The sequence below is a fragment of the Nonomuraea sp. NPDC049784 genome (assembly GCF_040659615.1).
Classification (GTDB): domain Bacteria; phylum Actinomycetota; class Actinomycetes; order Streptosporangiales; family Streptosporangiaceae; genus Nonomuraea.
Map to the genome: position 1 here is coordinate 1 of NZ_JBFAMX010000622.1, position 6,077 is coordinate 6,077.

Genomic DNA, 6,077 nt, shown 5'->3' on the forward strand with positions numbered 1-6,077 from the left:
TCGATCACGCCAGGGACCATGTGGCCGCCGGCGTCGGCGGTGCCGGCGGCCACCTCCGGGTGCCGTGCCGTCTTCCACTCGCTGCGGCAGAACTCCGGCCCAGGCTCCAGATACTCCAGCAGACTCACCTGGAGCCCGCGGCGCGAGGCCTCCGCGCGTATGGCCGCGTAGATCCCGGCCAGCGTGCGGTAGTCCATCGGCTGCTCGGAGACGGTGAACATCGGCCCGGCGGAGTACGGGTTGGCCGAGCGCTCACCCCCGTCACGCACCCGGGCAAGCCAGTCCCGGTTGTGCGCCCTGGCACTGGCGGAGGGTCCGCCGGGGGCGAGCGCGAAGCAGTTGTAGCGGGCCCAGTCGAAGCGGTCGTCCCATGCCTGGAGGCCGGCGTAGTTCAGTACGTGGTCGCCGTTGCCCGCGCAGAAGACCACCGTGACCGGCCGGTCGGCCAGCCAGCCGGCATGGTGGTCGAAGAACGCCTCCACTCCGGGCGCGGGGTCACGCAGGTCGTCGAAGATCTTGGGTGTGATCCACAGGCATGCCTCCCATGCGGTCATGTCCAGGGCCCCCGAATCTCGCGCGCCGGTCACTTGGCCTCGCCGAACGCCTTGTCCATGCGGCCGAGCAGCGTCGGCACGTCGACCGTTCCGTTGAACAGCTCCTGGATCGAGGTCAGGTGCTCCTGCTGGACCTTCGCGCTGGGCCAGGCCTGGTCCGGGTAGAGCGTGGACTTCACGGCCTTGACCGCGTCCAGCACCGGCTGCTGCAGCGCGTCGGCCTTGAAGGAGGGGCTGGACAGCGCGGGACTGCTGCCGGACGCGGTCGCGTACAGCGCCTGTCCTTCCGGCGAGGCGAGGAACTCCATGAACTTCTTGGCCAGGGCCGGGTTCTTGGCCTTGGCGTTGACGCCGTACACGATGCCGACCGACACCGGCACGTAGGTGCCGTCGGCGCTGTCGGTGGCGGGGAACGGGCTCATCGAGAACGTGGTGCCCTGGGGCGCGGACTTGAGCGCCGACTGCACGGCGGACAGCACGTGCACGGCGCCCAGCGCCTTGCCCTGGCCGAGCAGTTGCATCTGCTCGTCGTAGCCGACGCCGTTGGGGCTGTCGTTGAAGCAGCCCGAGTCGCGCATCTGCAGGTATTTGTCCATGGCCTGCTTCCACCCGGAGTCCGCGAAGGTGGCCTTGCCGTCCTTCTGCTGCTGGGTGAACTGCGGGTTCGGGCCGTAGACGAGGGAGGCGGTCAGCGCGTACGGCACCAGCTGGGTGACCCACGCGGACTTGAGGCCGAGCGCGAACGGCACGACGTTCTTGGCCTTCGCGGCCTTGCAGAACGCCAGCACCTCCGGCCACGTGGTGGGCTTGGTGAGGCCGCTCTTGGCCAGCGCCTGGTCGTTCCAGATCGCGCCGATGGCGCCGATCGTCACGGGCACGGCCGTGACCTTGCCCGCCGGGTCACTGGTGACGGCCTTGAGGTCGGCGCTGAGCCCGCCCGCCCAGCTCTCGCCGGACAGGTCCATCAGCATGCCGTCGGCGCTCAGGTCCCGCACGGCCATGGTGTTGCCGCCGCCCGGCCACATGCGGAACACGTCGGGTGCCGTCCCCGAGGACAGCTGGGTACGCAGTTGCTGCTGGTAGGAGGCGTCGTCCTCGGTGAATGTCGTCTTCACCGTGACGCCGGGATTGGCCTTCTCGAACGCCTCCACTGCGGCCTTGGCCGGGCCCTGCCCCGCGGCGGCCAGCGTGAGCACCTGCCCGGTGGGGGCGGCGCCGCCACCTCCCGAGGTCGAGCAGGCGCTCACCGCGACGGCAAGGCAGCACACGGATGAGAACGTTTTAACGAGCTTCATGAAAGACTCCGAATCGAGAGCGGGGGGTGGGGCTAGCCTTTGAGGCCGCCGGCGAAGCCCTTGATGATGTGCTTCTGCAGCGCGAAGTAGACGACCAGGATCGGGATCACGCTGATCACGAGGCCGGCGAAGATGAGCGGCCACTGCGAGACGTACTGACTGACGAAGCCGTAGATCGCCACCGGTGCGGTGGTGTTGTCGCTGCCGCCCAGGTACAGCAGCGGCGTGAAGAACTCGTTCCAGATGCCGACCGCGTTGAGGATCGTCACCGTGCCGGTCACCGGGCGCAGCAGCGGGAACACCACGGTCACGAACGAGCGCAGCGGACCGCACCCGTCAAGCAGCGCGGCCTCCTCGTAGTCGAGCGGCAGCTCGCGCAGGAACATGGTGTAGAGGAACACGGAGAACGGCATCTGCTGCCCGACGTTGATCAGGATCACCGACCAGAGGGAGCCGAGCAGGCCGAGGTCGCGCATGGTCGCGTACAGCGGGAGCAGCGCGAGCTGACCGGGGACGAGCAGACCGCCGATGACGAAGTAGAACGTGTACCGCGACCAGCCGCGGGTCACGCGGGCCAGCGGGTAGGCGGCCGTCGCCGCGAAAGCGACGATCAGGGCGACGCTGACGGTCGTGATGAGGAAGCTGTTGGCCAGCGCCGCGCCGAGGCTGGCCTGGTTCCAGGCCTCGGCGTAGTTGTCGAAGGTGGGCGGGAACGCGAAGGCCAGCGCGCCGGTCTGGCTGTCCTGCGGCTTCAGCGACACGTTGAGCAGGCCGGCGAGCGGCACGAGGAACACCAGCGCGAGCAGGATCAGGCCCGCCTCGCGCGTCAGCGTCCGCCAGGTGTATCGCGCGTGCATCAGGAGGCCTTCCTCTGCGTCAGGCGGAACTGGACGGTGGCCAGGACCGCGATGACCACGGTCATGACGACGGCCAGCGCGATCGAGAACGGGAAGTCGCCGAGCGAGAAGGCGCTCTTGTAGATCGCCGTCGAGATCGTCTCGGTCGCGGTGCCAGGCCCGCCGCCGGTCATGGCCATGACCTGGTCGAACTGCTTGAGCCCGCCGATCAGGCAGAGCATCACGTTGATCACCACGGCGCCGTTGAGCAGCGGCAGCACGACGCGGCGGAACTTGCCCCACGGGCCGGCCCCGTCGATCGTCGCCGCCTCCAGCACCTCGGCGGGGATGGCCTGCAGCCCCGCCAGGTAGATCACCATGGAGTAGCCGGCGAACTGCCAGACGATCTCCAGGACGATCGCGTACAGCGCCGTGTCCGGATCGCCGAGCCAGTCGTGCGCCAGCCCTCCCAGTCCCACGGCACGCAGCGCCTCGTTGATCGCGCCGTTGGGCGAGAGCAGGAAGCTCCACACGTACCCGGCCACCAGCGGGGTGAGCACCACCGGCGCGAAGAAGATCACCCGGAGCACGTAGCGGCTCTTGACCATGCTGTTCACGCCCAGGGCCAGCAGCAGGCCGGCGACGTTCTGCAGCACCATGGCCACCGCCGCCAGGACCAGGGTGTTGACCAGCGCGTCACGCGCCGCGCGGTCGGAGAAGACGGAGGCGTAGTTGTCCAGGCCGACAACCGACGAGTCGGGGCGCAGGCCGTTCCAGTCGGTGAAGGAGAACACCGCGCCGCGGGCGCTGGGCACGACAACGATGAAGAGATAGACCGAGATCGCCGGCACGACGAACCACCACGGCGCGCGGACCCCGACCCTGCGGCGGGCCCGTCCCCCCGTCGTGGCGGGCACCTGCGCGGCAGGCTCACGCAAGTCAGGTGGTGTCGTCGTCGCATGCGGCAAAGCCACGTGTGACTCCTCTCGCAGGTGACCATGAGCAGGACGAGGGAGGTTGGATGATCGCGGCCCGCCATGCGGCCGCGGTGTCGTGAATCGATTCACGACGTTTCGGGCAGATTACGCGTCCGCCGAAAGGCGTGTCAACGGTGTGGCGACCCTCGAGGCCGATTCCGTGAATCCATTCACGGATACGCTAGGCTGAGCGCATGGTGAGGAGCCCGATAACCTCTGGACCGGCGCCGAAACAGTCGAAGGCCGCGGCTTCCGCCGCCACAGTCGGCGATGTCGCGGCGCTCGCGGGGGTCTCACGGGCGACCGTCTCCTACACCTTCACCCAGCCGGACCGCGTCTCCCCCGAGTTGCGCGAACGCGTACTCGCGGCCGCCGACGAGCTCGGCTACGTCGGCAACGACGCGGCGCGGCGGCTGCGGGTCGGCCACAGCCTTGCGCTCGGGTTGCTGGTCTCCAATATGAGCAACCCCGTCTACGCGGAGATCGCGGCTGGCGCGGAGGCCGCGGCGGCGGCGCACGGCCGCTTCATCCTCGTCGTCAACAGCGACGAGAGCTCCGCGCGCGAGCGCGCCTACGTCAAGTTCTTCGAGTCCCAGCAGGTGAGCGGCATCATCGCCGCCCCCGTCGGCGACGTGCCCGCGGAGCTGCTCGGGCTGCGGGAGCGCGGCACGCCGTTCGTCCTCGTCGGCGTCGCCCCGGGCCCGCACAGCTATCCGGCGATCTCCGGCGACAACGAACAGGGCGGCTATCTCGCGGCCTCCCACCTGATCGCCCAAGGCCGGCGGCGCCTGGTCTTCGTGGGTGGCCCGCACCCGCACGTCGACCTGCGGCTGGCGGGGGCCCAGCGAGCGGTCGCCGAGTTCCCGGCGCCGGCCTCGCTCGAGATCATCCGCGTCCAGGTCCAGACCGCGAAGACCGGGGAGGCGGTCGCGCGGACGCTGCTCCGGCGCCCGGCGTCCAGCTTTCCCGACGGGATCGTCGCGGGCAACGACCTGCTCGCGCTGGGCCTCCTGCACGGGCTGATCGTGGGCGGCATCCAGGTGCCGGCGGACCTCTCCCTGGTCGGCTACGACGACATAGAGTTCGCCGACTTCGCGATCGTGCCGCTCACGACCATCCGGCACCCCTCCGCGACCCTCGGCGCCAGCGCCGTGCGCATCCTGCTCGGCATCGAGAGCGAGCAGGACACGAAGGGACGGTTCGAGCCCGAGCTGGTGGTCCGGGCGACATCACTCCCCGTTTCGGGAAGCGATCACCCGTAGTACTTCCGTAAACGGCGACCGCAGCAGTCGCCCGGCGAGCACCTGGCGATGATCGAGGCGATCCGCGCCCGCGACCCGCAGGCGGCCCAGGCCGCCGCGCACGCCCACCTGACCAGCGTCATCGGAAGCGCTGCGGCAGGCGCCGACGGGACAGGCTGGCTGCAGCGCCTTTGAGCCTCTGACACAACTCTGCGCGCAAAGTTATGGCATATGGCTTTTGTGCCGTTTTAGGCGAAATGTAACTCCTGTGTTCTCGACGGCCGCCCAAACTGGAAAAGGACCCAGGCGCGAGCCAGGGGCCGATTCGCGCCGCAGCGGGTGCGCCCGCCGCGGCTCACCGAAATCGGGGGGATCACAGTGAAACGAGTGCTTCTCGCGGCGGCGCTGGCGCTGACCGCCAGCACCGCCGGTACCGCCCATGCTTCCGTCTACACGCCCACGCCGGAGACGTCACCGTCACCGGAGACGTCAATGCCGGAAACCTCGCCGGCGCCGGAGGAGACCTCGTCCATGCCAGAGGTCTCACCGTCACCGACGGAATCACCGAGTGCCGGCGCGAGCCCGTTCGGGCCCGGCTGCGCCTCGATGCAGAGCAGCCTGCCCGGCATCGCGGACAAACCGGTCGCCACCGCCCTCTCCCAGGTGACCGAGCTCTCCATGTTCTCGGACGCGGTGAAGAAGGCCGGGCTGGAGGAGAAGCTGAACTCCGCCAAGGACATCACGGTCTTCGCACCCGACAACAAGGCGTTCGACGCGATCCCGAAGGAGATCCGGGACAAGCTCATGGCCGACAAGGACGTGCTGGCCAAGCTCGTCAAGTACCACGTGGTGGAGGGCAAGAAGGCGCCGGCCGACCTGGCAGGCGCCACGCTCAAGACCATGCAAGGCCGCGAACTGTCCGTGAAGGGTTCCGGTGAGGACCTCACGATCAACGGTGCCAAGATCGTCTGTGGCGACGTGCACACGAGCAACGCCGTCGTCTACGTCGTCGACAAGGTCCTGAAGCCCCAGTGAGGGACACGGGCCCTGGCCCCGGGACGGAGAGCACGATCGCCCGGCGACTGCCGCGGCGGGGCTGGGGTTGCCCCCCGGGCCCCCCCCGCCGGGCCCCCCGCGCGGGGGGGGCGGGGGGGGCGCGGGGGGGGGGGGCTGG

At 69.5% G+C, this 6,077-nt stretch carries 6 protein-coding genes and 1 pseudogene; 3 read left to right on the forward strand and 4 right to left on the reverse strand.

Features of this window, described 5'->3' with window-relative positions; translation table 11 throughout:
- The 4 genes from AB0J09_RS53805 to AB0J09_RS53820 form a co-directional block, all read right to left on the reverse strand.
- Nucleotides 1-554 (reverse strand): hypothetical protein (locus AB0J09_RS53805; RefSeq protein WP_360709938.1); only part of this gene is annotated, 554 nt, incomplete at its 3' end.
- Between the two features lie 29 nt (nt 555-583).
- Nucleotides 584-1,849 (reverse strand): extracellular solute-binding protein, encoded by a 1,266-nt coding sequence (locus AB0J09_RS53810; RefSeq protein ID WP_360709940.1) that lies wholly within the window; start codon nt 1,847-1,849, stop codon nt 584-586.
- Nucleotides 1,850-1,881: 32 nt separating this feature from the next.
- Nucleotides 1,882-2,706 (reverse strand): carbohydrate ABC transporter permease, encoded by an 825-nt coding sequence (locus AB0J09_RS53815; RefSeq protein WP_360709942.1) that lies wholly within the window; start codon nt 2,704-2,706, stop codon nt 1,882-1,884.
- The gene (locus tag AB0J09_RS53820) at nt 2,706-3,659 is read right to left on the reverse strand and encodes a sugar ABC transporter permease (protein WP_360709944.1); all 954 of its coding nucleotides are present in this window, start codon (nt 3,657-3,659) and stop codon (nt 2,706-2,708) included. Before AB0J09_RS53820 ends, AB0J09_RS53815 begins: the two co-directional genes overlap by 1 nt.
- Before the next feature lie 197 nt (nt 3,660-3,856).
- On the opposite strand from AB0J09_RS53820, the gene AB0J09_RS53825 reads away from it, so the two are divergent.
- From AB0J09_RS53825 to AB0J09_RS53835, 3 genes and pseudogenes are all read left to right on the forward strand, one after another.
- The gene (locus tag AB0J09_RS53825) at nt 3,857-4,924 is read left to right on the forward strand and encodes a LacI family DNA-binding transcriptional regulator (RefSeq protein ID WP_360709945.1); all 1,068 of its coding nucleotides are present in this window, start codon (nt 3,857-3,859) and stop codon (nt 4,922-4,924) included.
- A 21-nt stretch (nt 4,925-4,945) separates the two neighbouring features.
- Nucleotides 4,946-5,098 (forward strand): annotated as a pseudogene (locus AB0J09_RS53830) (FCD domain-containing protein); the annotation flags it as partial.
- A 183-nt stretch (nt 5,099-5,281) separates the two neighbouring features.
- A complete protein-coding gene (locus AB0J09_RS53835) occupies nt 5,282-5,938 on the forward strand; it encodes a fasciclin domain-containing protein (protein WP_360709946.1) in 657 nt (218 codons plus the stop codon).
- The last annotated feature ends 139 nt before the right edge of the window (nt 5,939-6,077 follow it).